Annotated in this window: 22 protein-coding genes; 15 read left to right on the forward strand and 7 right to left on the reverse strand. The window is 70.4% G+C overall.

What is annotated here, in order from left to right; genetic code table 11:
• Positions 1-35 precede the first annotated feature (35 nt).
• Positions 36-1421, forward strand: a complete 1386-nt coding sequence (locus AC6CHX_RS09585; protein ID WP_498272618.1) for a glycine--tRNA ligase — start codon at positions 36-38, stop codon at positions 1419-1421.
• 252 nt (positions 1422-1673) lie between these two features.
• A complete protein-coding gene (locus tag AC6CHX_RS09590; RefSeq protein ID WP_498272619.1) occupies positions 1674-3383 on the forward strand; it encodes an ABC-F family ATP-binding cassette domain-containing protein in 1710 nt (569 codons plus the stop codon).
• Positions 3384-3385: 2 nt separating this feature from the next.
• Here AC6CHX_RS09590 and AC6CHX_RS09595 read toward each other — a convergent pair whose 3' ends face one another.
• Positions 3386-4354, reverse strand: coding sequence for a helix-turn-helix transcriptional regulator (locus tag AC6CHX_RS09595; RefSeq protein ID WP_498272620.1), 969 nt, complete (start codon positions 4352-4354; stop codon positions 3386-3388).
• Between the two features lie 68 nt (positions 4355-4422).
• On the opposite strand from AC6CHX_RS09595, the gene AC6CHX_RS09600 reads away from it, so the two are divergent.
• Entirely contained in the window at positions 4423-5568 is a 1146-nt protein-coding gene (locus tag AC6CHX_RS09600) for an epoxide hydrolase family protein (protein WP_498272621.1), read from the forward strand.
• A 108-nt stretch (positions 5569-5676) separates the two neighbouring features.
• Here the strand turns inward: AC6CHX_RS09600 and AC6CHX_RS09605 are convergent, their stop codons facing one another.
• The 3 genes from AC6CHX_RS09605 to AC6CHX_RS09615 form a co-directional block, all read right to left on the reverse strand.
• Positions 5677-6102 carry a DUF1801 domain-containing protein gene (locus AC6CHX_RS09605; RefSeq protein ID WP_136041248.1) on the reverse strand — a complete coding sequence of 142 codons (426 nt, stop codon included), beginning with the start codon at positions 6100-6102 and terminating at the stop codon, positions 5677-5679.
• A complete protein-coding gene (locus AC6CHX_RS09610) occupies positions 6099-6671 on the reverse strand; it encodes an HhH-GPD-type base excision DNA repair protein (RefSeq protein WP_498272622.1) in 573 nt (190 codons plus the stop codon). Before AC6CHX_RS09610 ends, AC6CHX_RS09605 begins: the two co-directional genes overlap by 4 nt.
• 241 nt (positions 6672-6912) lie before the next feature.
• Entirely contained in the window at positions 6913-8226 is a 1314-nt protein-coding gene (locus AC6CHX_RS09615; RefSeq protein WP_498272623.1) for a glutamyl-tRNA reductase, read from the reverse strand.
• Between the two features lie 86 nt (positions 8227-8312).
• Here AC6CHX_RS09615 and hemE point away from each other — a divergent pair, with 86 nt between their 5' ends.
• The 11 genes from hemE (at position 8313) to AC6CHX_RS09670 (ending at position 17616) form a co-directional block, all read left to right on the forward strand.
• Complete coding sequence (gene hemE, locus AC6CHX_RS09620; RefSeq protein ID WP_498272624.1) at positions 8313-9335, forward strand: uroporphyrinogen decarboxylase; 1023 nt, start codon at positions 8313-8315, stop codon at positions 9333-9335.
• A 16-nt stretch (positions 9336-9351) separates the two neighbouring features.
• Entirely contained in the window at positions 9352-10932 is a 1581-nt protein-coding gene (locus AC6CHX_RS09625) for a protoporphyrinogen/coproporphyrinogen oxidase (protein ID WP_498272625.1), read from the forward strand.
• Between the two features lie 150 nt (positions 10933-11082).
• A complete protein-coding gene (locus AC6CHX_RS09630) occupies positions 11083-11505 on the forward strand; it encodes a hypothetical protein (RefSeq protein WP_136041253.1) in 423 nt (140 codons plus the stop codon).
• A 1-nt stretch (position 11506) separates the two neighbouring features.
• Positions 11507-11914 carry a phage holin family protein gene (locus AC6CHX_RS09635; RefSeq protein ID WP_136041254.1) on the forward strand — a complete coding sequence of 136 codons (408 nt, stop codon included), beginning with the start codon at positions 11507-11509 and terminating at the stop codon, positions 11912-11914.
• Entirely contained in the window at positions 11901-12173 is a 273-nt protein-coding gene (locus AC6CHX_RS09640) for a hypothetical protein (protein WP_136041255.1), read from the forward strand. Before AC6CHX_RS09635 ends, AC6CHX_RS09640 begins: the two co-directional genes overlap by 14 nt.
• A 79-nt stretch (positions 12174-12252) precedes the next feature.
• Positions 12253-12933, forward strand: coding sequence for a hydrogen peroxide-dependent heme synthase (hemQ, locus tag AC6CHX_RS09645; protein ID WP_498272626.1), 681 nt, complete (start codon positions 12253-12255; stop codon positions 12931-12933).
• Positions 12934-12938: 5 nt separating this feature from the next.
• Positions 12939-13928: a hydroxymethylbilane synthase gene (gene hemC, locus AC6CHX_RS09650; RefSeq protein ID WP_452326233.1), complete on the forward strand. Its 990-nt coding sequence runs from the start codon at positions 12939-12941 to the stop codon at positions 13926-13928.
• Positions 13929-13934: 6 nt separating this feature from the next.
• Positions 13935-14732 (forward strand): uroporphyrinogen-III synthase, encoded by a 798-nt coding sequence (locus AC6CHX_RS09655; RefSeq protein WP_136041258.1) that lies wholly within the window; start codon positions 13935-13937, stop codon positions 14730-14732.
• A complete protein-coding gene (gene hemB / locus AC6CHX_RS09660; RefSeq protein WP_498272627.1) occupies positions 14729-15706 on the forward strand; it encodes a porphobilinogen synthase in 978 nt (325 codons plus the stop codon). The genes AC6CHX_RS09655 and hemB overlap by 4 nt, the downstream gene beginning before the upstream one ends.
• An 18-nt stretch (positions 15707-15724) precedes the next feature.
• Entirely contained in the window at positions 15725-17047 is a 1323-nt protein-coding gene (gene hemL, locus AC6CHX_RS09665) for a glutamate-1-semialdehyde 2,1-aminomutase (protein WP_498272628.1), read from the forward strand.
• 119 nt (positions 17048-17166) lie between these two features.
• Positions 17167-17616: a hypothetical protein gene (locus tag AC6CHX_RS09670; RefSeq protein WP_498272629.1), complete on the forward strand. Its 450-nt coding sequence runs from the start codon at positions 17167-17169 to the stop codon at positions 17614-17616.
• 91 nt (positions 17617-17707) lie between these two features.
• Here the strand turns inward: AC6CHX_RS09670 and AC6CHX_RS09675 are convergent, their stop codons facing one another.
• A complete protein-coding gene (locus tag AC6CHX_RS09675) occupies positions 17708-19888 on the reverse strand; it encodes an ATP-binding cassette domain-containing protein (protein ID WP_498272630.1) in 2181 nt (726 codons plus the stop codon).
• Positions 19889-19999: 111 nt separating this feature from the next.
• Between AC6CHX_RS09675 and AC6CHX_RS09680 the strand changes: the two genes are divergently transcribed.
• Complete coding sequence (locus tag AC6CHX_RS09680; protein WP_498272631.1) at positions 20000-21061, forward strand: enoyl-CoA hydratase/isomerase family protein; 1062 nt, start codon at positions 20000-20002, stop codon at positions 21059-21061.
• 132 nt (positions 21062-21193) lie between these two features.
• On the opposite strand, the gene AC6CHX_RS09685 is transcribed toward AC6CHX_RS09680, so the two are convergent.
• Together AC6CHX_RS09685 and AC6CHX_RS09690 are read right to left on the reverse strand one after the other, a co-directional pair.
• Positions 21194-21592: a GntR family transcriptional regulator gene (locus AC6CHX_RS09685; RefSeq protein WP_498272632.1), complete on the reverse strand. Its 399-nt coding sequence runs from the start codon at positions 21590-21592 to the stop codon at positions 21194-21196.
• Positions 21589-22638, reverse strand: coding sequence for a hypothetical protein (locus AC6CHX_RS09690; protein WP_498272633.1), 1050 nt, complete (start codon positions 22636-22638; stop codon positions 21589-21591). Before AC6CHX_RS09690 ends, AC6CHX_RS09685 begins: the two co-directional genes overlap by 4 nt.
• Positions 22639-22869: the final 231 nt, after the last annotated feature.

The raw sequence follows: 22869 nt of genomic DNA on the forward strand, positions 1-22869 counted from the left end.
CGGGTTTCCTCCCGCATCCGACCATTGGAGCCACCATGGCCGAACAGTCCCGCCTCGACAAGGTCATCGCCCTCGCCCGCCACCGCGGGTTCGTGTTCCAAGCGGGTGAGATCTACGGCGGTTCTCGATCGGCCTGGGATTACGGGCCCCTCGGCACGGAGCTCAAGGAGAACATCCGCCGACAGTGGTGGCAGACGTTCGTGCGCGGCCGCGGCGACATGGTCGGCCTGGACTCCAGCATCATCCTGCCCAAGCGCGTGTGGGAGGCATCGGGTCACGTCGCCACCTTCACCGACCCGCTGGTGGAGTGCCTGCAGTGCCACAAGCGCTTCCGTGCCGACAACCTCATCGAGGACTTCGAGGCGCGCAAGGGTCGCAAGGCCGAGAACGGCCTCGCCGACATCCCCTGCCCCAACTGCGGCACCAAGGGCCAGTACACCGAGCCCAAGGCGTTCTCCGGTCTGGTGAAGACGTACCTCGGCGTCGTCGACGACGAATCGGGCCTGTACTTCCTCCGCCCCGAGACCGCGCAGGGCATCTTCGTGAACTTCTCGAACGTGCTCACCGCGAGCCGCAAGAAGCCGCCGTTCGGCATCGGCCAGGTCGGCAAGGCGTTCCGCAACGAGATCACCCCCGGCAACTTCATCTTCCGCACCCGCGAGTTCGAGCAGATGGAGATCGAGTTCTTCACGCCGCCGGCCGAGGCGCAGGAGTGGTTCGAGCACTGGGTCGAGGCCTGCTGGAACTGGTTCATCGACCTGGGTATCGACCCCGAGAACATGCGTCAGTTCGACGTGCCGGAAGACGACCGCGCGCACTACTCGGCCGGCACGATCGACGTCGAGTACAAGTTCGGGTTCGCGGGCAAGGAGTGGGGCGAGCTCATGGGTGTCGCCAACCGCACCGACTACGACCTCTCCAGCCACAGTGAGGCATCGGGCCAGAGCCTGACGTACTTCGACCAGGCGACGGGCGAGCGCTACACCCCGTACGTGATCGAGCCGTCGTTCGGCCTCACCCGCGCGATGATGGCCTTCCTCGTCGACGCCTATGTCGAGGAGCAGGTGCCCAACGCCAAGGGCGGCACCGACGTGCGCACCGTGCTGCGGCTCGACCCGCGCCTCGCCCCGGTCAAGGCCGCGGTGCTGCCGCTGTCGCGCAACGAGAAGCTGTCGCCCCTCGCCCGCGAGGTCGCCGACGCGCTCCGCGGCTCCTGGGCCGTCGACTTCGACGACGCGGGTGCGATCGGTCGCCGCTACCGTCGTCAGGACGAGATCGGCACCCCGTTCTGCGTCACGGTCGACTTCGACTCGCTCGACGACCGTGCCGTCACGGTGCGCGACCGCGACACCATGGCGCAGGAGCGCGTCTCGATCGACGGCTTGCACGCGTATCTCGCGGAGCGCCTGCGCGGCGCCTGAGCACGTAGCATCCGGACCCCGTCGGCCTCTTACAGGCCGGCGGGGTCTCTTGCATCCAGGAACGGGTGGCTGGTAATGTCTCCGCCCGTGGGTACTCTGATCCGATAGATCGGGACGCCGCGTCGAGTCCTCTCCGCGGTGGGTCCTGAGCGAGCGCGTCGTCTGCATGGCGTGCTCGAGGTCCGTGTTCAGAGCGCATCCGATTGATGTGCCGTCCCGCGATGCTCCTCGGCGTCGCGGAGAGGAGACCTCATGTTCCCTGTACTCCCCGTAGCATCTGTCCGCCCCCTGCCTTCCCGCTCGTCCGCCCACCGGGTCTGCGAGCTCCGCTGCGCGACCGTGCGCTTCGCCGATCGGATCGTGCTCGATCGCGTCGATCTCGTCGTGGGTCCGCGCGACCGGCTCGCGATCGTCGGAGACAACGGTGCGGGCAAGTCGACCCTGCTCGACCTGCTGGCGGGCGTGCTCACGCCGACCGGCGGCGAAGCGCAGCTCTCGATCCCCGGCGGTGTCGCGCATGCTGCGCAGGATCCGCGCGCTCCGGAGGGTTCGACCGTCACGGAGGCCCTCGACGCCTTCCTCGACGAGCTGAGAGCGATCGAGCGCGAGATTCAAACCGGCTACGAGCGGCTCGCCGACGCGGAGGATGCCGAACGCGCGTCCGTCCTCGTCCGCCTCGAACGGCTGCTCGAGCACTTCGAGGCTCGAGGCGGCTACGACGTCGATCGACGCGTGGATGCGGCTCTCGATCAACTCGGCCTCGGTGCGCTCCGACGTGACCGCCCGTTCGCCTCGCTGTCCGGTGGTGAACGGGCCCGCGTCGCGCTCGCCGCAGCGCTGTCGTCGGAGGCGGAACTGCTTCTTCTCGACGAGCCGACGAACGACCTCGACGAGGATGCCCTCGTCTGGCTGGAGGATCGTATCCGGACCCATCGCGGTGCTCTCGTCGTCGTCACGCACGATCGCGCCTTCCTCGACCGATTCGCGAGCGACATCGTGCTCGTGGAGGGCGGTGGGCTGCGGCGCTACGGCGACGGCTACCGCGGCTACCTCACGGCGAGAGCCGTGGAGCGGCAGCGGATGGCCGAGCGTCACGAGGCGTGGAAGGCGGAACTCGCACGCCAGGAGGCCCTCGTCGCGACCAACGCGTTCCGGCTGGACGCGATTCCGCGCAAGCTCGAACTCGACGGGTTCGGTCACGGTGCCTTCCGCGCCCGCAGCCGCGACCACGGGGCGATGGGACGCATCCGGATGGCGAAGGAACGGATCGCACGGCTCCGCGCCGACCCTTGTCCGCCGGCACCCGAACCGCTGCGTCTGGCCGTGGACCTCCATGCGGAAACGCTGGAGGCCACCGGGTCCACGCAGCCGTTGATCGCCGTGGATGGCGTCGAGGTGCTCCAGCCGGCGTTGCGCATCGAGCGGCTGAGTCTGTCGGCAGGCGCGCGCTGGCTCGTGACGGGACCCAACGGCGCGGGCAAGACGACCCTGCTGCGGCTTCTCGCGGGGGAGCGGACGGCGGATCGCGGTTCGGTCGCGCTGCGCGACGGCATTCGCGTCTCGTGGCTGCGTCAGGAGGTCTCCCCGCCTCGGCCCGGTACTCTCTCGGAGGTCTTCGCCCGGTTGTCGGGAGTGCACCCGCACGACGCCGCGGAGACGCTGCTGCGCTTCGGGCTCTTCGTGGAGGACGACCTCGACCGCGAGATGCGGGCGCTCTCGGTCGGGCAGCGCCGCCGTCTCGATCTCGCCGTGGTGCTCGCCGACCCGGGAGACGTGCTGATGCTCGACGAGCCGTCGAACCACCTGTCGCCCGAGCTCGTCGAGCAGCTCGAGGCGGCGGTCGACGAGCACCCCGGTGCGGTCGTGACGGTCACCCACGACCGGCGGTGGATCAGCGGCGCCCGGAGTCGCGGTGCGAAGGAGATCCGTGTCGACGGCGGTCGCGTCGATGGAGAAGCGTGAGGCTACGCGTGCGCCGTCGACCCGGCGACCGCCCGCGCATACCGCTCGGAGAGCAGCTGCAGGCGCGGAAGCAGCTCGGGTGGGCTCTCGACGGTGAAGTCCATCATCAGCATCCCGATGTAGGCGGCCACGGTGTCGAGACTGTCGGCGCCGGTGACGAGGATGCAGTGCTCGTCGTCGACCGGTTCGACCACGCCGACCGCGGCGTGGATCCGGTCGAGCACGGCCGAGGCCGGCGCCTCGATCCGGAGTCGGGCATGCACCTTCCAGCCGCTCACCGCGATGGTCCGCATCGCGAATGCCGTGTAATCGCCTCCGGGTAGGGGCTGCGGGTCGAAGCGCCGATGCGTCGGCATCCGCAGCTCCATCCAGTCGACGCGGTACGTGCCCCACTCGTCGGTCTGCGGGTCGCGGGCCACGAGGTACCAGCGGCGCACCCAGGTGAGCAGCCGGTACGGCTCGACCAGCACGGGGGCACCGTCGTAATCGAATCGCAGCCACTCCGCGTTGCGGATCGCGCTCGCGATGGCCTGCAGCGCCGCGGCGTCGACCTCGGGATCCGGGGCGTCGGTGTCGTTGTTCTCCGGGGCTCGGTCGACGCTCGAGCGGAGGGCGTCGACCGTCGGGCGCAGGTGCGAAGGCAGCACCTGCTCGAGCTTGGCGAGGGCCCTCGCGCCCGATTCGGCGACGCCGGATATGCCGGCCGCTGCGCGCAGCCCGACGGTGACGGCCACCGCTTCTTCATCGTCGAGGAGCAGCGGGGGCAGCTTGCCTCCCGCACCGAGCCGGTAGCCGCCGACGGATCCTCGGGTGGCGTCGACCGGGTAGCCCAGGTCGCGGAGCCGCTCGATGTCGTGCCGCACGGTCCGCGAGGAGACGCCGAGGCGGGCGGCGAGGTCGCTTCCGGAGCGCTCGGAACCGGTCTGCAGGAGGGCCAGCAACGCGAGCAGGCGAGCGGTCGGATCGGCCATCGGAACTCCTCGAGAATGTCGCTCTCATTAGGAACATATCCAACCTAATGGCCGCATACCTTCGAGATATGGAAAACACGACGCTCGCCTTCCGCCCCTTCACCGTCTCGGTCTCCACCGCCGAGGTCGCCGATCTCCAGGATCGCCTCGCCCGTACCCGCCTTCCGCAGCCCGCGCCGACGGATGATTGGGATGCCGGCACCCCCAACTCGTACCTCCGCGAGGCCGTCGCCGCGTGGCGCGACTTCGACTGGACCGCGGCCGAGGAGCGCATCAATGCGGTCCCGCACTTCACCACCGAGATCGACGGGCAGACGATCCACTTCATACACGTGCGCTCGACCCACGAGGGAGCGACGCCGCTGCTGCTCGCACACACCTATCCCGGCTCCTCGGTCGACTACCTCGACCTGATCGACCGGCTCGTCGACCCGGTGGCGCACGGCGGTCGTGCCGAAGACGCCTTCGACGTCGTGATCCCGGATGCTCCGGGCTACGGCTTCTCGCAGCCCCTGGCCTCGACGGGGTGGACGGTCGCTCGGGTCGCCGCCGCCTATGACCGCCTCATGCGCGGACTCGGCTACGAGAGCTACGGCATCCACGGCTCCGACAACGGCGCGATGGTGGCCCGTGAGGTGGGACTGCTCGAGCCGGCGGGCTTCCTCGGACTCCACGTGCTGCAGCTGTTCTCCTTCCCCTCGGGGGACCCGGCGGAGTTCGAGAAGCTCGAGCCCGCCGACTACGCCGGCCTCGAGCACATGCAGTGGTTCCAGTCGGTCGGCGGCTACAACGCGATGAACGCCTCGCGCCCGCAGACGGTGTCGGTCGGGATCAGCGATTCCCCGGTCGGGCTGCTCGCCTACAGCGAGCTGTTCAACTCGTTCGGCAACGGCACCTCGCTCGTGCCGCTCGAGTCGATCCTGCTCGAGGTCAGCGTGAACTGGTTCGCGAACGCGGCCTCCGGAATGAGCCGCAGCTACCTGGAGAACGCCAGGGCGGATGCCGCGGCAGAGGGCGCAGAGCCGCGGATCAACGCCGCACGGACGGGGGTTGCTGTGTTCGCCGACGACTTCCAGACGATCCGGGTCTTCGCCGAGCGCGACAACTCGAACATCGTGCACTGGAGTCGCTTCGACGAGGGCGGGCATTTCGCCGCCCTGGAGCGTCCGGATGTGCTGGCCGCCGACATCCGCGCGTTCTTCTCGCGGGCCTGATCTCCGGCCACGAGCCGACCCGCCCTCTTACGGCCGACCCGCCCCCATACGTGCGCACGTATGGGGGCGGCTCGATGCGAAGGGGGTGGCTCGGCAGTCTGCTGGGTGTCAGCCCGTGACGGTGAGCTGCACCTCGGGGGTGCCGCCCGCTTCGACCCAGGCCAGCGAGCGTTCGAGGATGCCGCGCAGCACGTCGAGGTCCACCTGCTCCAGGTCCTTGATGTACAGGCATCCGACGCCCGTGGTGTGCGGGCCGAGTTCCGCCAGTGCCTCGCTGTGGGCATCGACGCCGTCGAACAGGTAGATCGTGGTAGCAGCCTTGCGGGGTGCGAAGCCGAGCAGCCCGCTGTCGCCCTCGGTGCCGGTCGGGTAGCGGTAGTGGCACGAGCCGAAGCCGATGATCGTGCCCCAGGTCTGCGGCTCGCGACCGGTGATCTCCTGCATGAGCGCGGTCAGCGTCTCGGCATCCCGGCGGCGGACGGCAGGGGAGGAGCGGGCGATGAGGCCCGCGACGTCATCCCCGGTGGGCTTCATTTCGGAGCCTTCGCCGCGGCCTTCATGGCCTTCTTGTGCTCGCGCACCTTCGTGAGCGAATCGGGCGAGACGATGTCGGCGACGCTGCGGTACGAGCCGTCCTCACCGTATGCGCCTGCGGCCTCACGCCAGCCTTCGCCCGTGAAACCGTACTGCTTGCCGAGGAGGGCGAGGAAGATCCTCGCCTTCTGCTCGCCGAATCCGGGAAGGGCCTTCAGCCGCTTCAGCACCTCGGGTCCGTCCGGGTCTCCCTCGGTCCAGAGGGCGGCGGCGTCACCGCCCCAGTCGTCGACGAGGGTCTGGCACAGCGTTTGCACGCGCGTCGCCATCGAGCCCGGGAACCGGTGCACGGCGGGGGTCTGTTTGAAGGCCTCGAGGAACTCGTCGGGGGCCATGCCGGCGATCGCCGCCGCATCCGCCGCTCCGGTGCGCTGCTCGATCTTGAGCGGACCGGCGAACGCGGTCTCCATCGGGACCTGCTGGTCGAGCAGCATCCCCACCAGAAGTGCGAGCGGATTATCGGTCAGGAGGGCGTCGGCGGCGGTGTCTCCGGTGATGTGAAGGGCCATGGACCCAGTTTCGCACCCCGCGGTCGACGGCCGCACGTGGCACGGGGCCGGCGGCCATTCGCACGGCCATTTGCACGTGCTTCGGCCGTATCGGTGTGAAACGGCCGAGGGAACTGCAGAAGGCCGCGGAAGGCGCTTCGTGCCAGGGGCCACGCTTCGCACGGCCATTCGCACGTGCTTCGGCCGTATGGGCGTGAAAAGGCCGAGGGAACTGCGGAAGGCCGAAGGAAGTGCGAGAGGGTCAGGCGGTGGCGGCGTCGTCCGCGGCGGCCTCGGGCGCGATGCCGTACAGGGCGGCCAGAGCGGCGGTGAACTCGTCGGCGCGGCCGGCGGCGGCCAGCTCGTGGGCGCGCACGGTCGGGGTGTGCAGGAGCACGCCCGAGAGGTGACGCAGAGCCTGCTCCACCTTGCCGTCTTCGTCGCCGCGCGCACGCGCACGATCGATCTCGCGCTCGAGCAGCTCGAAGATGTGGGAGCGCAGGGCCACGACCGACGGGGTCACGCTCTGACGCGAACCCACCACGTGGAAGGTCTCCGCGGCCTCGCGCACGACGCTGCGCGCAGCATCCGTCGCCTGCAGTTCCTCCAGCGGAGCGTGCAGGCGGATGGTCTCGAGGTCGAGCAGGGCGACGCCCTCGAGGGAGGCGACGGCGGGGTCGACGTTGCGGGGCATGCCGAGGTCGACCACGAGCCGATTCGAGTGGGTCGCTGAGCCTGTCGAAGCGCCGACCGGGCAGCCCGCGGCGGCGGCAGCGACCGGAAGCTGCAGGTGCTCCGGGCCGAGCACGGGCTCGGTCGCAGTGGTGCAGGTGATCAGCAGGCTCGAGTGCGCGGCGGTCCGTGCGTACTCGTCGGCGGCGACCGGACGGATGCCGTGCTTCGCGGCGAACACGGCCGCGCGGCCGGAGGGCGAGTACACGGAGATGTCGACGGCACCGCGCTCACGGAGTGTGGCGAGGGTGACAGCGGCGTAGGCGCCGGTGCCGACCAGCAGCACGCGCTCGGCGGACCAGTCGGCGATGCGGCTGTCGGCGAGTTCCAGCGCGAGGCGCACGAGGGAGCGGCCGGCGCGCCCGAGGGCTGTGACGTTCTTGACCTTGCGCTGCGCCTGGCTGGCGCGCTGGAAGAGGCGCTCGAGCTCGGGCGAGGTGGTGCCGTCCTTGCGGGCGGACTTCAATGCGCGGCGCACCTGTCCGGCGATCTCGCCCTCGCCCGAGACGACGGATTCGAGGCCGGAGGCGACGGAGAAGAGGTGCTCGGCGACGCGGCGCCCCGAGTGCACGGTGTAGGCGCCGTCGAGTTCGGTGGCGGGGATGCCGGTGGCGGATTCGACCGCCTCGATGACCGCTTCGACGCCGATGGCGCCGGCCGCGGTGAGCGGTTCTTCCATTTCCACGTACGCCTCGAACCGGTTGCACGTCGCGAGGACCACGGCACCCTGCACGCACGGCGTCATGCCCACGATGGTGGGAGCGACGTCGTCGGGGGTGCGGCTCAGGCGTTCGAGCAGTTCGAAGGAGGCGGTCTTGTGACTCGCCGTGACACACAGCAGCACAGATCGATTGTACCGGAGTGCGTGGCGCCCGGATTCGACCGGGCGAACTCGGCGGCCCCACAAGGGCGGAATGGGAGGATGGAGGCATGGCCCTCTCCGACGCTCCACTCCTGCGCGCCCTCGCAGGCTCCCGCCCCGCCCACGCTCCGGTGTGGTTCATGCGGCAGGCCGGAAGGTCGCTCCCGGAGTACCGCGACCTGCGAGTCGGCACGCGGATGCTCGACGCCTGCCTCACTCCCGACCTCGCCGCCGAGATCACGCTGCAGCCCGTCCGCCGCCACGGTGTCGACGCGGCCGTGTTCTTCAGCGACATCGTCATCCCGTTGCGCCTGGCCGGCGTCGACGTCGAGATCGAGCCGGGACGCGGACCGGTGTTCGCGAACCCGGTGCGCACCGCATCCGACGTCGACCGCATCACGGCCATCGATCCCGACGGCCTCGACGGCACGGCGATCGCCGAGGCTGTGCGCCTCGTCACGGCGGAGCTCGGCGACACCCCGCTGATCGGCTTCGCGGGCGCTCCCTTCACTCTCGCCGCGTACCTCGTCGAGGGCGGCCCTTCCAAGGAGCACCTGCGGGCACGGGCGATGATGCACTCCGACCCCGACTCGTGGAACCGTCTCGCCGGATGGCTCGCGCAGGTCTCGCGCCGCTTCCTCGAGACGCAGCGCGATGCCGGAGCATCGGTCGTGCAGCTCTTCGACAGCTGGGCCGGCTCGCTGAGCACCGCCGACTACCGCGCCTTCGTCGCCCCGCACTCCCGCGCGGCGCTCGAGGGCATCGGGCTGCCGACGATCCACTTCGGTGTCGGCACGGGGCCGTTCCTCGCCGACATGCGCCTCGACGGCATCGCCGACGGCGTCGGGGTCGACTGGCGTCTGCCGCTCGACGAGGCCGCCGCGATCCTCGGACCGGACGTAACGGTGCAGGGCAACATCGATCCCGCCCTGCTCTTCGCTCCGTGGCCGGTGCTGGAGGCGCACGTGCGCGACGTGATCGAGCGTGGCCGCGCGGCCCGAGCGCACATCCTCAACCTCGGCCACGGTGTCCCGCCCGAGACCGACCCCGACCAGCTCACCCGCATCGTCGAGCTGGCGCACACCGTCTGACGGGAGAATTGACCGCATGACCTCTGAGCCGTCTTCTTCTGAGCCGTCTTCCGCCGAGCCGTCCGACCTCGCTGCTCGCGCGGCCGATAAGCACGTCGTCGTCATCGGCGGCGGTATCGGCGGCCTCGTCGCCGCGCGGGAGTGCGCCAAGGTCGGCATGCGGGTGACGCTGCTCGAGGCCGCAGACGAACTGGGCGGTGCGATCCGCCGGGCCGAGCTCGACGGAGTCGTCGTGGACGCCGGCGCCGAGAGCTACGCGACCAGGGGCGGCCTGGTGCGCGCGCTGGTCGAAGAACTGGGACTCGCCGACCGTATCGTCGCGCCTCGGCCGGGCGGGGCATGGCTGGCCGGCATCCCGGGCGTGGGTGCTGCACCCCTGCCCGTCGGCGGCATCCTCGGCATCCCCGCCAACCCGTTCCAGGACGACGTCCGCCGCATCCTCGGCTGGTCCGGCGTCTGGCGCGCCTACCTCGACCGGGTGCGTCCTCCGCTCACGATCGGCCACCAGCTGAGCCTGGGGAAGCTGGTCTCCTCGCGGATGGGATCGAAGGTGCGGGACCGCCTCGTCGCTCCCGTGACCACCGGCGTCTACTCCGCATCACCCGACGACGTCGACATCGACATCGCGGCTCCCGGTCTCAATGCGGCGCTCACCCGCGTCGGCTCGCTGTCGGGTGCCGTGCAGTCTCTTCGGGACGATGCAGCGGCGAAGGCCGCAGACGCCCAGGCCGCCGCGAAGACTCCCGGCGCTGCGGTCGAGGGGCTGACCGGCGGCATGAGCGGGCTCGTCGATGCGCTGGCCGACGACCTGACCCGCCTGGGCGCCGAGGTGCGCACCGGTGCGCGGGTACGGAGCATCCGGAAGACGGCGAAGGGCTGGGGCGTCGAGACCGAGGCTGCGCCCGCGATCACCCCGGGTCCGGTGGGCGAGACCGATCCGGTGGTCGCCGAGCTGCACGCGGCCGAGGCGGTCGAGCCCGTGATCGAGGAGATCGCCGCCGACGCCGTCATCGTCGCCACTCCCGAGGCCGCCGCTCGCTCGCTCCTCACCGCCGCTGTCCCGGCGCTGAAGCACGCCGAGGCCGCATCCTCTCCCGAGATCGAGATCGTCACCCTCCTGCTCGACGCCCCCGTGCTCGATGCCGCACCGCGCGGCACCGGTGTGCTCACGGTTCCGAGCAGTCACACGGCCAAGGCGCTCACGCACTCGACCGCGAAGTGGGCCTGGGTGCGGGAAGCGGCAGGTCGGCGACACCTCGTCCGGGTGTCGTTCGGGGCGCAGGGGGAGCCCGCTGCGACGGCCGAGCTGAGCGACGAGGCGGCCGCCGATCTGGCCCGGACCGAAGCCGCCACGATGCTCGGGGTCGCACTCGCCCCCGACAGCGTGATCGCCTCGCATCGCGGTCGTTTCGTGCAGTCGCAGCCGGCATCGATCATCGGTTCGGGCGAGCGTCGCACGGCCGCGCGCGCGGCGGTGCGGGCTGTTCCGGGCATCGCGGCGGTCGGCGCCTGGCTCGCCGGCACGGGCCTGGCGCAGGTCATCCCGGATGCGCGCGACGAAGCTGACCGTCTGCGACGCGCCCTGTTGTGGGAGTGAGTCCGCGCTCCGTGTCAACCCTCTGACCCATAGATGCCGAAATCGGCATACGGGGCTACGCTGGGAGCCTGGTCGCGGGGAGCGGAAGCCTGCGGGCCATCCAAGCCGGGCGAAGCAGGCCGGACAACCGGAACTAGGTGAGGAGACCCCATGAAGGGGAAGATCGGACTCGTCGTCGGACTCGGCGTGGGCTACGTCCTCGGCACCCGTGCCGGACGTGAGCGCTATGAGCAGATCAAGACGCAGTGGCTGAAGGTGTGGGAGCTCGATCCCGTGCAGGAGCAGGTGTCCAAGGTCAAGGGCTTCGTCGGCGACAAGGCTGCGGCCGTGCCGGGCGCCCTCTGGACCGGCGTCGTGAAGGTGGCCAAGTCGGTCTCCGGCAACGGCACCCCTGGGCAGCGCCTCGACTCCGCCATCGCCACCGGCCGCGAGGCGGCGGAAGACCTGGCCGAGGCTACCGAGGAGGCTGTCGAGGCCGCGAAGGAGTCCGCCAAGACGAGCAAGCCCGCCTCCAAGTCGGGCACCTCCACGTCCGCTGCCTCCAAGTCCACACCCAAGAAGACCGGCGCCTGACATGCCCCGCGGATACCGAGATCGTGCCGACGACAGCCTGCTGACCCTCCTCGGGGATCTGCCGGAACTCGTCACGAATCTGGTCAAGGCCGAGATCGACGCCGCCAAGGCGTGGGTCTCCCGCACCTCGAAGGATGCCGGCATCGGATCCGTGTGGTTCGTCGTCGCGCTGTTCTTCCTGTTCTGGGCCGTGCCGGTGATCCTGGTCTTCGCGATCGCGGGGTTGTCGTCCTGGTGGCCGGTATGGCTGTCGGCGATCGTCGTGTTCGGCATCCTGATCCTCGCGGTGGCGCTGTTCGCGCTGCTCGGCATCCTGAAGTTCCGCAAGGTCCTCCGCCGTCAGAATCCGGCGCAGGCCGTGGCCGAAGACATCCGACTCGTGAAGGAGGCCGGCGATGACGAATTCTGACTCCCTGCCGCGCACCGTCGTCCCCGCAGGCATCGTCGACCCGGTGACCTCCGCTCGAGCCGAGCTGAAGGCCGCGCTGGCCGCCATCGAGGTCAAGGGCAACATCCCGCGCCGCGTCGAGAAGGCGTCGACGCGCGCTGCGGCGAAGGCCCGGGTCTTCGCCGACCGCAATCCGCTCGGCGCGATCGCCGCGACCGTCGGCATCGCGGCCGTCGTGGGGGGCGCGGTCTGGGCGATCGCGCGCGCCATCGCGCGCTGACGACGGCATTCCAGGATGCCGCTGATTCCCCGGTCGGGGTGATTAGCGGCTCCTGCGCAAACGAGGCAGACTGGGGAGCATGATGTCCGAAGAGCGCGATGAGAACCCGTCCGGCTTCACCCTCTGGGCCGTCTGGCGACGAAACCCCGACGTTCCCGTGACGGAGACCGAGTCGACCGAGCTCGAGACGATCGTCGCGTACATCGAGGACTCCGGCGTGACCGTCCGCGGTTTCTACGACGTCTCGGGCCTCAAGGCCGACGCCGACCTCATGGTGTGGCTGCACGGCGAGACCGCCGAAGAGCTCCAGAAGGCGCTGCGTCGTCTGCGCCGCACCGAGCTGCTCCGTCCGCTCCTCCCGGTGTGGAACGTCATGGGTGTGCACCGCGACGCCGAGTTCAACCGCGCGCACGTGCCCGGCTTCCTCCGCGGGGTCGAACCCAAGGACTGGCTGTGCCTGTACCCGTTCGTGCGCACGCCCGAGTGGTACCTCGCCCCCGAGGAGGAGCGTCGCAAGATGCTCGCCGACCACGGTCGCAAGGGTGCCGCGTTCACCGGCGTGCTCGCCAACACGGTCGCCTCGTTCGCGCTCGGCGACTACGAGTGGCTGCTGCCGCTCGAAGCCGATGAGCTCACCGACCTCGTCGACCTGATGCGCGACCTCCGGTACACCGACGCTCGCCTGTACGTGAAGGAGGAGGTGCCCTTCTACACGGGGCGCAGACTCCGGTTCGACGAGATCACGGACGTGCTGCAGTAAACGACATGACTACCCCCATCCGTCTGGGCACCCGCCGCAGCGCGCTCGCGCAGGCGCAGTCCGGTCACGTCGCCACGGCCCTCGAGCAGCTCTCGGGTCGCCGGGTCGAGCTCGTCCCGATCACCAGTGAGGGCGACACCAACCGCGCCTCCCTCTCCGAGATCGGCGGCCAGGGCATCTTCGCCACGCGCCTTCGCGAGGCCCTCCTCGCGGGGGAGTGCGACTTCCTCGTGCACTCCCTGAAGGATCTGCCGACGGCGATCCCCGACGGGCTCGTGATCGCCGCGACCCCGAAGCGGGAGGATCCGCGTGATGTCGTGCTCACTCGCGACGGCATCCCGCTGCATGAGCTGCGCTCGGGCAGCACGGTCGGCACGGGCTCGCCGCGCCGCATCGCCCAGGTTCATCGCCGGGCGCCGGGTGCCGAAGTCGTCGACATCCGTGGGAACGTCGACTCCCGGCTGGCGCGGGTCGCATCCGGGGAACTGGATGCCGTGATCCTCGCTGCGGCAGGGCTCTCGAGGCTCGGGGCGGAGTCCCCGCTGCGTCGCGAGGAGCTCGGTCTCGCCGAGTGGCCGACTGCGCCGGGGCAGGGCTCCCTCGCGGTCGAGACGCGGGAGGATGCGCCGGAAGAGCTCCTCACGGCACTCGCCGGTCTCGACGATCAGGACACCCGGCTGGCCATCACGGTGGAGCGCGCGATCCTCGAAGGACTCGACGCGGGATGCCAGGCGCCGATGGCCGCTCACGCCGTGGTCGACGGGTCATCGATCCGCGTCAGGACCGTCGTCTACGCCGCCGACGGCGGGCGCCGGATCGGCCTCGACGTCACCGAAGACCTGAACGGGGAGTATATTCGTCGGAACGGCAGTGGCAATGGAGCGGATGCTGCCGATGGTGCAGACCCGATGCACGCAGCGCGCGAGTTCGGGTTCACTGTTGCCCGTCGGCTGCTCGATCAAGGGGCGGCCGGCCTCGTACCCCGAGAGCAATAAACCCTCATGACCACTTCCGAAATCAAGCAGGACCGACCGCTGGACGGCTGGCGCATTCTCGTGCCGCGTGGCGGGCCGTGGGGCGACGGCGTCGCCGCGAGCCTGCGTGCACAGGGAGCCGTGCCTGTCGTCGCGCCGCTCATCAACTTCGCCCCGACGACCGACCAGGCGGCGCTCGATGCCGCTCTGGCGGAACTGGCGGCCGGATCCTTCGACTGGCTCACGATCACCAGCGCCACGACGGTCGACGTGCTCTTCGCGCACCGCGCTGTCGTCCCCCGCACGACCAAGATCGCCGCCGTCGGAGAGACGACCGCCGCCGCGCTGCAGGCCGTCGGCTATGAGGTCGCGCTGGTGCCGGAGCAGGACAACTCGGCCGAGGGCATGGCGCAGCAGTTGATCGCGCTCGAGACCGAACCGCGTCGCATCCTGGCCCTGCGCAGCGAGATCGCGAAGCCGGTGCTGAGCAAGCAGCTCGCGAAGGCCGGGCACGAGGTCGCGAGCGTCGTCGCCTATCGCACGGTCGGCGTCCCGGTCACCGAGCGCATCCGCCGAGACGTCGAGAACGGCCGGATCAACGCGATCCTCATCACCAGCGGCTCCGTCGCCGAGCAGGTGCGCGAGCAGTTCCCGGAGATCCCCGATGAGACGCTGCTCGCCGCGATCGGACCGCGGACCGCGAAGGATGCGCAGCGCGCGGGCCTTCCGGTGTCGGTGGTCGCCGACCGGCAGACCGTCGATGCGCTGATCGACGCCGTCTCGCACTTCACGCTTCCGCACGCGGCCGACGAGTTCGCGCCGTGAGCTACCCCGACGTCCGACTGAGGCGACTGCGTCAGTCGAGGGCCGTGCGCGATCTCGTGCGCGAGACCTCGCTGCAGCCACGGCAGCTCGTCCTGCCCATGTTCGTCCGCGAGGGCATCGAGGAGCCGGTGCAGATCGGCTCGATGCCCGGGATCGCCCAGCACTCCATCGACTCCCTCCGCTCGGCTGCGGTCGAGGCGGCCGAGGCGGGCGTCGGCGGCGTGATGCTGTTCGGCGTCCCCGCGGTGCGCGACGCGCGCGGATCCGGGGCCGACGATCCGCGCGGCATCCTCAACCTCGCGACCGAGGCGCTGGCCGCCGAGGTCGGAGATGCGCTCGTCGTGCAGACCGACCTGTGTCTCGACGAATTCACCGACCACGGCCACTGCGGCGTGCTCGCGGCCGACGGCTCGGTCGACAACGACGCGACGCTCGAGCGCTATGCCTCGATGGCTCTGGCCCAGGCTCGCGCCGGATCGCAGCTGCTCGGGCTCTCGGGGATGATGGACGGCCAGGTCGCGGTGATCCGTGCGGCTCTCAATGCCGAGGGCTTCACCGACACGCTCCTCCTCGCCTACGCCGCCAAATACGCGAGCGCGTTCTACGGCCCCTTCCGCGAGGCCGTGGATTCTCAGTTGCAGGGCGACCGTCGCACGTATCAACTCGATCCGGGCAACCGGCGCGAGGGCGTCCGCGAGGCCGTCGTCGACGAGGCCGAGGGCGCCGACATCGTCATGGTGAAGCCGGCGATGGCCTTCCTCGACGTGCTGCGCGAGGTGCGCGACACCGTGAGCATCCCGGTGTGGGCTTACCAGGTGTCCGGCGAGTACGCCATGATCGAGGCCGCCGGCGCGAACGGCTGGATCGATCGCCGCGCGGCCGTGCTCGAGTCCCTGCTCTCCATCCGCCGTGCGGGTGCCGATGCCGTGCTGACGTACTGGGCGACCGAGGCCGCTGGCTGGCTGCGCGACTGATATCTCCGAGGAGTTCTCATGACCGACCGCAATGACGACCTGTTCTCCGCTGCCCGCGCGGTGATCCCCGGCGGGGTCAACTCGCCGGTGCGCGCCTACGGCTCGGTGGGCGGGACGCCGCGGTTCCTGGCTTCGGCGAAGGGCGCCACCGTCACGGATGCCGCGGGGCGCGAGTACGTCGACCTCGTGGCCTCCTGGGGGCCCGCTCTTCTCGGGCACGCGCACCCGGAGATCGTCGCGGCGGTGCAGGAGGCCGCGGCCCGAGGGCTGTCCTTCGGCGCTCCGACCGAGGGCGAGGTCGAGCTCGCGGCGCTCATCGCCGACCGGGTCCGCTTCGGTGAGATCCGTCCCATCGAACGCGTGCGCCTGGTGTCCACCGGCACCGAGGCGACCATGACGGCGATCCGTCTCGCGCGCGGCGCGACCGGCCGCGACCTGCTCGTGAAGTTCGCCGGGCACTACCACGGCCACTCCGACGGGCTTCTCGCGGAGGCCGGTTCCGGTGTCGCGACGTTGGCGCTGCCCGGCTCGGCCGGTGTCCCCGCGCCGATCGCCGCGCAGACCCTGGTGATCGGGTACAACGACCCCGAGGCGCTGGCTGCGGTGTTCGCCGAGCACGGCCCGCGCATCGCCGCGGTGATCGTCGAGGCGTCGGCGGCGAACATGGGAGTCGTCCCTCCGCTGCCGGGCTTCAACCGTCTGATCGCCGAGACGGCCCACGCGCACGGCGCCCTGATGATCCTCGACGAGGTGCTCACCGGTTTCCGGGTGCACCCGGCGGGCTTCTGGGGTCTGCAGGCCGCAGCGGGCGAGGACTACCTGCCCGACATCTTCACGTTCGGCAAGGTCGTCGGCGGAGGCATGCCGCTAGCCGCGCTCGGCGGCCGCGCCGAGGTCATGGACCTGCTCGCACCTCTCGGCCCGGTCTACCAGGCGGGAACCCTTTCCGGGAACCCGCTGTCCGTCGCGGCGGGCCTCGCGACGCTGCGACTCGCGACCCCCGAGGTGTACGCCGCGGTGGATGCCGCATCCGCCCGGGTGTCGACGGCCCTCGATGCCGCGCTGACGTCGGCCGGAGTCACGCACGCCGTGGCCCGCGCCGGGAACCTGTTCAGTGCGTCGTTCCGGGCGTCCGAGCCGAGGAACTATGCCGAGGCTCAGGCGCAGGAGTCGTTCCGCTACGCTCCCTTCTTCCACTCCCTGCGGGAGCAGGGCGTCGCTCTCCCGCCGAGTGTCTTCGAGGCCTGGTTCCTCACGGCCGCCCACGGCGAACAGGAGCTCCAGCTCATCGAGGCGGCTCTCCCGGCTGCGGCCGCCGCCGCGGCAGCTGCGCGCCCCTGACCCGATTGCGGCGATCGGGGCAGAGAACCCCGACGAGTGGTGGCAATCGACAAGGGATCGTTGCGTTCCTGTGAGCAACTTCCAGACAACTGGCAGGGCCGCGCTGGCAGACTGAGTGCATGGTGACGTTGCTGCTGGACCAGACGCAACTCGAAGTCGTGCTCTCTCCGCTCGAACGTGCCGCCACCTTCCACCGCGACAACATCCGGATCGCGCGCGACACCATCACCAAGGTCCAGCTCACGGATGATGCATGGACCTGGTTGCGGGGCGTCCCGAACCCCGGCACGCACATCCCCGGTATCCTCGCCGCGGGCAGCTGGAAGGCGGCGGGCAGCCTGGACTTCGTGCTGATCCGCAAACGTCGTCCGAGCGTCGTGATCGACCTGGAGGGCGACGAGCAGTACGGTCGCCTGATCCTGACCACGCGCCACGGACTCGCTCTGACTCAGGCGCTTCGCCTCGACGTGTCGACGGAGCCGGCTGACGTCGAAGAGATCGTGGCGACCTCGCCCACCGCCGTCCCCAAGGGCAGCCGTCGGCCGGTCATCCGGCCCCGACCCGCCTGACGCCGGCCGCGGCCACCGCCGATCGGACAGAAGAACGCCCTCCGCGACCATGGGTCGGGAGGGCGTTCTCGGTTCTCATCGGCGCCGAGGCTCAACCGTGATGGTTCTCGCCATCGTGGTGGTGCTCGTGGTTCTCGTCACCGTCGTGGTGGTGCTCGTGGTGCTCGTCACCCTCGTGGTGCTCGCCGTTCGTGTCGTCGCTGCCCGACTGGTCGTCGGAGTTGGACGCCTCGACGCCGTCGGATTCCGCTTCCTCAGCGGGAGCCTCCTCCGTGCCGGACTCGTCGGCGTGCGCCTCATCCGACGCGCCCAGCGGCACGGTGTCGATGACGCCGGTGGAGGCGACGCTCCCGTGGGCGCTCTCGGACGAGGCGTCGTCTGACGACTCGCCGGATTCCGGGCTGAGGGGGTAATCCTTCGGTTCGTCCTCGTAGTACGCGCGTGCAGCCGCGGCCAGCATCGAGCTGACGGCAGCGGATCGCGGGTCCTCGTCGGCAGCCTCCGGCCGCTCCGACGAGTCGAGGTCCGAGGCGTCGATGTCCGACCCGTCGTCATCCGCATCGGACGCGGACGTGTCCTCGAGGTCGGCGAAGATCTCGACTCCCGCGTGCTCGGCCTCGGTGTGCTCGTCGTCCGACGCATCCCCGCCGCGCGGCGACGCGTCTTCGTCTTCAGACGGGCTGTCGACGGCGCTCACGTCGTCGGAGCCTTCGGGCGCGCCCGACGCGGATTCCGCGGCGTCATCGACGTCGGCAGGCTGGTCCGCGGACGCGTCGTCCGTGGCTGCGTCGTCCGTGGCCGCGTCGTCCGTGGCGTGCTCGTCGTCCGATGTCTCGAAGATCTCGGCGACGCTGTGGCGCGGCTCTTCGGCGGACGTCGGTGCGTCGGCCGCCACCGGCGCCGCCGACCCGAACAGGATCTCGTCGAAGGACCGTGCCGGGGGCTCATCGCCCGGAACGACGGCATCCTGCGCATCGTCGTGCGTCTCCGAGGATTCGGTCTCTTCGGCGGCGGCCTCGGTCTCGCTCTCCGCGGGAGCTTCTTCGGCGGGAGCTTCCTCGGCGGGGGCTTCCTCGGTCGGGGCTTCCTCGGCGGCAACTTCCTCGATCGGTGCGGTCTCGTCGGCGACGAGCGCATCCCCGGCCTCGTCCTCAGAGCCGCTGTCGGCGCGGGCGGTGCCCACGGCGGCGAGATCGTCTGCCACCGCCTCATCGGCAGGAGCGGAGGCGGCCTCGGCCGCCCAGGCAGCCGCTGCGGCGACGGGGATCGCGACCACGGATTCGTTCGGCGGGAGGGTGGCGTCTGCGGCCAGGGCCTCGGCGGCCACGGGCGGAGCGATCGGCGCCTGTGCCGGGGCCGGATAGGCGGGCGGCGCGTGCCTGCCGCCGCGCATCAGGTCGATGAAGACGTCTTCCAGCGTCGGTCCGCGCTGCACGAGCGTGCTCAGAGCGATGCCCGCGTCGGCGGCCACTGCGCCCACGGTGCCGGCGTCGCCTCCGCGGACGGTCAGGCCGGAGCGCAGCACCTCGATGTCGAATCCGGCTGCGGCGAGCGCGGCGCTGAGCGCATCGCGATCCGCGGCGTCGACGATGACCGAGCCGCCCTTCGGATCGGCCAGGGTCTCGATGCCGCTGGCCAGCACGAGCTGACCCTTCGACAGCACGAGCACGTTGTCGGCGACCTGCTCCACCTCGCTGAGGACGTGCGACGACACGAGCACCGTGCGCCCTTCGTCCGCAAGGCGGCGCATCAGCAGCCGCATCCAGCGGATCCCCTCCGGATCCAGCCCGTTGGCCGGCTCGTCGAAGACCAGTGCGCCCGGATCGCCGAGAAGCGCGTGCGCGACGCTGAGCCGCTGGCGCATGCCGAGCGAGAATCCGCCGATCCGCGAGTCGCCCTCGCCGTCGAGACCGACCAGGGAGAGGACCTCGCCCACGCGCGCCAGCGGGACGCCGTTAGCCTTGGCGGCGATCGTCAGCTGTCGTTCGGCGGTGCGCCGCGGGCGGTAGACCGTCTCTTCGAGGACGGCGCCGATCGTGCGCAGCGGCTGACGGAGCTCGCTGTATGCCGTGCCGCCGATCGTCGCGGTTCCGGACGTGGCGCGCACCTGGCCCAGCAGGATGCGCAGCGTGGTGGTCTTGCCGGCACCGTTAGGGCCGAGGAAGGCGGTGACAGCACCCGGCTCGACGCGCGCGGAGAAGTCCGAGACGGCGGTCACCTCATTGAAGCGCTTCGTCACGTGCGTGAACTCCAGCACCTGTCCTTCAGGCATCGTGACCTCTCGTCGCGTTGAACAGTTCCTCCCTATCCTGCCGGAAAAGCCTGTCGGATCCCGCATTTCGCGCGGAATACCGCCCTTGGGGAAGACGGTAGCCTGGCACGCGTGACCGATTCTCAGGCTGCCTCCCGTGTCCTCGTCCGCACCGAAGGGGCGCTCGGGCGGCTCACGCTCAACCGTCCGGAGGCGATCAACGCTCTCGACGCGGAGATGATCGGCATCCTGACCGAGACCCTGAATGCCTGGCGCGACGACACCGATGTGCAGATCGTGCTGATCGACGGCGCGGGGGAGCGCGGCATGTGCGCCGGTGGCGACGTGCGCGCGCTGCACGCGCAGATCGTGGCGGGTCAGGCCGAGCGGACCGCCGAGTTCTTCCGCGCCGAGTATGCCCTGAACGCGATGATCGCCGAGTACCCGAAGCCCGTCGTCGCCTTCGCGGACGGCATCACCATGGGCGGCGGCATCGGGCTCGCCGGTCACGCCGCCATCCGCATCGTCACCGAGCGATCGAAGCTGGCGATGCCCGAGACCCGCATCGGCTTCACGCCCGATGTGGGTGGCACCTGGCTCCTCGGACGGGCGCCCGGACGTTTCGGCGAGTACTTCGGACTCACCGGATCGACGATGAACGGCGCGGATGCCGTGTACCTCGGATTCGCCGACCACTTCGTGCCGTCGGACCGGCTGGAGGCGCTGAGCGAGGCGCTCGCCTTCCGCGCCGACCCGACCGGACCCAGCGAGATCGTGCTGCTCTTCGACGAGACGCCCGAGCCCACCGAGCTCCCGGCGTCGCGGGAGTGGATCGACGAGGCGTTCTCCGCGCCGACCGTGACCGAGATCGTCGAGCGTCTGCGCGCCCAGGGGGCTACGGATGCCGTCGCCACCGCCGATCTCCTGGAGGGGCTCGCACCGACCGGACTCACCGTGACCCTCGACGCCGTGCGCGAGGCGAGGGAGATGCCGGGCCTGCGCGCGGCACTCGAGGGCGAGTACCGACGGGTGCTGTGGTTCGTGAACGAGCATCCCGACCTCGTCGAGGGCATCAGGGCGCAGCTGGTGGACAAGGACCGCAACCCGAAATGGGACCCGCCGACCCTGGCGGAGCTCGCCCCGGATGCCGGTGCCCCCGCGCGGGACTACGTGCCGCAGTCGCCCCTGTTCTGAGTCGCCTGCGGTTCGCCCGCACACCTGTCGGGAGAATGCACGCCTATCGGGCGGATCGGCCCGTCTCCGGGGGTTCCCGGCCGAAGCTCCCGACAGGTGGACCGTGGAGCGCGCCAGATCCGGCCGCAGGGTCTACGTTCCGTCGTCCGCGGCGGGCTCGGGGTGCGAACGCGTCTGCCAGATCGACCGGAGCACGTCGACCACGTCGTCCGGATCGGCATCGACGGATGCGGCCTCCTCGACCAGTTCGCGAATGCGCCGGATGACGGCTGCCGGAAGCACCCCCGCCGTCTCGGCGACCCGCGTGCCCGCCGCGGTACGCGAGACCACGAGTCCCTCGGCCTCGAGCATCTTGTAGGCGCGCGCAGCCGTGCCGGGAGCCACGCCCAGATCGCTCGCGGTCTGGCGCACGGTCGGCAGCCGTTCGCCGGCGCCGAGCTGTCCCGACACGATCAGGCCACGCAGCTGTCGGTAGATGTCGAGAGCCGGATTCGCCTCATCGGCCGGCGACAGCTTCGGGCTCGGGGTCACTGCGCGGCCCTCGACTCGGCGACGCGCGGGGCGGGAGCGGTGGACTCGGCGCCGTACGCGAGGTGCGCGGTCACGAGGAACAGGAGCACGAACGCCGTGATCTCGAGCACCGGTGCCACCCATCCGCCGATGGCGGCGAGCTCTCCGTATCGCCAGAAGACGTCGTAGGTGTCGCTGCGGCCATCGCCCATGACCGTGAGGCCGGCGGCCGTGCCCGCGTCGGCGATGAACCGGAGCGCTCCCGCCAGGGCGAGCAGGGCTGCGGATGCCGTGAGCCGGGTGATCCCACTCGCGATGTCGCGACGCTCACGCTGCTCGGCGACGACCGTCTCCGGGCGGAGAAACGCACGGGCAGCGTTCGCGTGCAGTGCCGCCACGACGACGGCGACGAGGGCGACGGTGCAGATCAGGACGGGGACGCCGTACGCCCATCCGTAGAACCAGGGCCGGATCGGGTCGATGGTCTCGTTGGGGACGTCGATCTCGAGGTAGACGTACGGGCCGCCGTTGAGGTTCGACGACGCGAGTCCGGCGAGCAGGGTGATCGTCGTGAGCGCGAGAAGGGCGAGGGCCGTGCCCACCCCTGCCGCCCGGGAGCTGAAGGTCAGCCAGGTCCGGCGCGCGGCGACAATCGGACGCTCGGGAGGGGTGCTGCCTCGCGTCGAGATCATGGCCAGCAGCACGGCGATCCCGACGGATGCGGTGAACACCGGCGTCGCGTATCGCCACCAGGAGACGACGCCGTTGAGGCTCACACCGAACATGCCCAGGACGTACCCGGTGACCAGGTTCTCGGCGACGAAGATCACGATCACGGCGATCGCCGCGATGCCGAGCGTGACGTGCTCGGGCGCGTAGCGGACGGATACGGCGGCGGCCGCCGACGGGGCGAGTCGGACGCGGCTCCGCCTCCGCGCCGCCCATCGGGGCGAGACGGCGATCCCGACCGCGATGATCGCCGCCAGGACCAGCGAGACCAACGGCAGCGACAGGAGGGCGCCCGCCCACTGGGCCGGGTCGAGCAGAGATGCGATGTGAGCAGGCATACGAGATCCGTTCTTATTTGTGCCATATGTCTATCACAAGTTGTATCAATGTGAGGACACAAAAGGCGCGCTGCTCAGGGTGCCCACTTGTTCGCCCGCGTGCAGAAATCCCTGATCCGCGCGCGGTCGGGTTCGCTGTCAGCGAAGGTCAGCCTCGAGGGGGATACGAATGTCCACGGTTCGTGGCACTCTGTCTTGTGGCCGGTTGTCGGTCGGCATCCGTCTGCCGAG

Source organism: Microbacterium sp. GQ128 (assembly GCF_059758615.1).

What these genes read in the sequence shown, in the direction of transcription:
- AC6CHX_RS09585 (WP_498272618.1), top strand. Translation starts at nt 36, where the DNA reads ATGGCCGAACAGTCCCGCCTCGACAAGGTCATCGCCCTCGCCCGCCAC.
- AC6CHX_RS09590 (WP_498272619.1), top strand. Translation starts at nt 1,674, where the DNA reads ATGTTCCCTGTACTCCCCGTAGCATCTGTCCGCCCCCTGCCTTCCCGC.
- AC6CHX_RS09595 (WP_498272620.1), bottom strand. Translation starts at nt 4,354, where the DNA reads ATGGCCGATCCGACCGCTCGCCTGCTCGCGTTGCTGGCCCTCCTGCAG.
- AC6CHX_RS09600 (WP_498272621.1), top strand. Translation starts at nt 4,423, where the DNA reads ATGGAAAACACGACGCTCGCCTTCCGCCCCTTCACCGTCTCGGTCTCC.
- AC6CHX_RS09605 (WP_136041248.1), bottom strand. Translation starts at nt 6,102, where the DNA reads ATGAAGCCCACCGGGGATGACGTCGCGGGCCTCATCGCCCGCTCCTCC.
- AC6CHX_RS09610 (WP_498272622.1), bottom strand. Translation starts at nt 6,671, where the DNA reads ATGGCCCTTCACATCACCGGAGACACCGCCGCCGACGCCCTCCTGACC.
- hemE (WP_498272624.1), top strand. Translation starts at nt 8,313, where the DNA reads ATGGCCCTCTCCGACGCTCCACTCCTGCGCGCCCTCGCAGGCTCCCGC.
- AC6CHX_RS09625 (WP_498272625.1), top strand. Translation starts at nt 9,352, where the DNA reads ATGACCTCTGAGCCGTCTTCTTCTGAGCCGTCTTCCGCCGAGCCGTCC.
- AC6CHX_RS09630 (WP_136041253.1), top strand. Translation starts at nt 11,083, where the DNA reads ATGAAGGGGAAGATCGGACTCGTCGTCGGACTCGGCGTGGGCTACGTC.
- AC6CHX_RS09635 (WP_136041254.1), top strand. Translation starts at nt 11,507, where the DNA reads ATGCCCCGCGGATACCGAGATCGTGCCGACGACAGCCTGCTGACCCTC.
- AC6CHX_RS09640 (WP_136041255.1), top strand. Translation starts at nt 11,901, where the DNA reads ATGACGAATTCTGACTCCCTGCCGCGCACCGTCGTCCCCGCAGGCATC.
- hemQ (WP_498272626.1), top strand. Translation starts at nt 12,253, where the DNA reads ATGATGTCCGAAGAGCGCGATGAGAACCCGTCCGGCTTCACCCTCTGG.
- hemC (WP_452326233.1), top strand. Translation starts at nt 12,939, where the DNA reads ATGACTACCCCCATCCGTCTGGGCACCCGCCGCAGCGCGCTCGCGCAG.
- AC6CHX_RS09655 (WP_136041258.1), top strand. Translation starts at nt 13,935, where the DNA reads ATGACCACTTCCGAAATCAAGCAGGACCGACCGCTGGACGGCTGGCGC.
- hemL (WP_498272628.1), top strand. Translation starts at nt 15,725, where the DNA reads ATGACCGACCGCAATGACGACCTGTTCTCCGCTGCCCGCGCGGTGATC.
- AC6CHX_RS09670 (WP_498272629.1), top strand. Translation starts at nt 17,167, where the DNA reads ATGGTGACGTTGCTGCTGGACCAGACGCAACTCGAAGTCGTGCTCTCT.
- AC6CHX_RS09675 (WP_498272630.1), bottom strand. Translation starts at nt 19,888, where the DNA reads ATGCCTGAAGGACAGGTGCTGGAGTTCACGCACGTGACGAAGCGCTTC.
- AC6CHX_RS09690 (WP_498272633.1), bottom strand. Translation starts at nt 22,638, where the DNA reads ATGCCTGCTCACATCGCATCTCTGCTCGACCCGGCCCAGTGGGCGGGC.